Annotated in this window: 2 protein-coding genes; both read right to left on the bottom strand. The window is 74.0% G+C overall.

Features of this window, described 5'->3' with window-relative positions; genetic code table 11:
* The coding region (locus I55_RS07505) for a CapA family protein (protein ID WP_044559894.1) at nt 1–969 on the bottom strand (969 nt) is incomplete at its 3' end.
* Nucleotides 970–985: 16 nt separating this feature from the next.
* Nucleotides 986–1,528 carry a CocE/NonD family hydrolase gene (locus I55_RS07500; protein ID WP_044559893.1) on the bottom strand — a complete coding sequence of 181 codons (543 nt, stop codon included), beginning with the start codon at nt 1,526–1,528 and terminating at the stop codon, nt 986–988.
* Between the last annotated feature and the right edge of the window lie 280 nt (nt 1,529–1,808).

Below are 1,808 nucleotides of genomic sequence, written 5' to 3'. Positions count from 1 at the left end.
GCCCCTCCGCCGTTCGTTCAGCGCCAGCGGGACCAGGGTCAGGCCTTGCAACACGCCGTCGCGGAACACCATTTCCGCCAGCACGCTGCGCCACGCCTCGGCCGGGTAGCGGCCCACGGGGGTGCGCGTCTGGAAGAACAGGCAGCCCAGGTCGTACAGCAGGGGGCGGCCGCGATGGAGGGCGATGCCCTGAAGGGCGGGATGGCCGTGGCCGACGAAGACGTGGGCGCCGGCATCGACGCAACGCCGCGCCCAGGCAGCCAGCCAGTCCGGTGTCGCCGTCGGGTCGTCGGCCCAGTAGTGGTTGTGGTGATAGGCGACCACCAGATCCGCCGTGGCGGCGGCCTGGGTGATGGCGGCCAGGGTCAGCGCCTCGTCCGCCGGATCGAAGGTGCCGTCCGGCCGGCGGCGGATCTCGTTGACGCCGGCGCGATCGCCGGTGGCGGCCCCGCCCTCCCGGATCTTGCCGGCGGCCATGGCGACCAGCGCCACGCGGCCCGCCGGCGTGGCCATGATGGCGGGGGCGGCGGCGGCGGCGCGGTTCACCCCGGTGCCGGCGTGCGCCAGACCGGCGGCGTCCAGGGCGGCCAGGGTCGCCAGCACGCCGCCCGTACCCAGATCGAAGGCGTGGTTGCCCGCCGTGGCCACCAGGTTCACCGACAGCGCCCGCAGGGTGCGCAGCACGTCGGGCGTCGCCGCGTGTTCCAGTTCCGCATCGCGGGTGGGCGGGCCGGCGCCGGGTCCGGCCAGGGCGGATTCCAGTTGGGTGAACACCACGTCGGCCGTGGCCAGCCGGGCCGCCACATCCGCGAAGCCCGCATAGGGGCGGGCGGCGACGTCGGCCTGGAGCAGCGCCTGCCCGGTGGCGGTCAGGCGCAGGGTGCCGCCGCCCTCGGCGTGGACACCGCCCGGCATCGCTGCCATGCCCGCCATGCCCGCGATGAGACCCCGCCGGTTCAGCATGGCCATGGCGCTCCTGTCCTCATTACCGCAGCACCGGCAGCACCAGGCGGGACGGGTGGGCCGCGTCCAGGTGCAGCGTGTTGCGCGCCACCAGAAGCGGGCCAGGCCATCCCTGGGGGCCGCCGGTGTTGGGGTTGGCGTCGAAGTGGGGGAAGTTGCTGCTGGACACCTCCACCCGGATGCGGTGGCCGGCCTTGAAGCGGTTGGCGGTGGGGAAGAAGGGGATGGTCAGTTCGTAAATCTCCCCCGCCTCCATCATCACCGGCCGTTCCCACCCCTGGCGATACCGGGTGCGCAGGATGCCGTGGGCCAGGTTCATGGCATAGCCCCGGGGATAATCGGCCGAGGGCGGGTGCACGTCCACCAGCTTCACTGTGAAGTCGGTGTCCAGCCGGTCGGAACTGACGTGCAGCACCGCCTCGGGCGTGCCGGCCAGCACGATGTCGCGCGCCAGCGGCGCCGTCTCGAACACCAGCACGTCATCGCGGTCGGCCAGGGGACCGAACGGCGGCGTGGCGGCGTAGCTGCCGGGAAGGGTCGCCTGGTCGAAGGCCCCGGCCTCCATCACCGGGGGCGCCGGAAGCCGTGGCCCCGCCCAGGGTGGGCACGGGGCGCGCCCGGTTCGTACTCATAGGGCCAGGGTGGGCCGGCCCGGCGGCCGGGTGCCGCCGGGGTCCAGCCGGGCCGTCGGCGTGGCAAATGGTAGGGTTGTCCGGCCTCACCCCGGCCCAGGGGGCCATTGGGGGCGGGGTCCACCCCACGCGTCGCCAATGGTTCCAGCCGGGCCCGTTGGCGGGGGCGTTCCCCCCGCCGGAAACCCCCCCCCCCATGAATGAAAAAACCCC

This window comes from Azospirillum sp. B4 (genome assembly GCF_000333275.1).
Lineage (GTDB): Bacteria > Pseudomonadota > Alphaproteobacteria > Azospirillales > Azospirillaceae > Nitrospirillum.
This window is presented reverse-complemented; position numbering and strand designations above follow the sequence as displayed.

Coding starts and splice junctions, on each gene's coding strand:
- I55_RS07500 (WP_044559893.1), bottom strand. CDS start 1,528: ATGGAGGCCGGGGCCTTCGACCAGGCGACCCTTCCCGGCAGCTACGCC.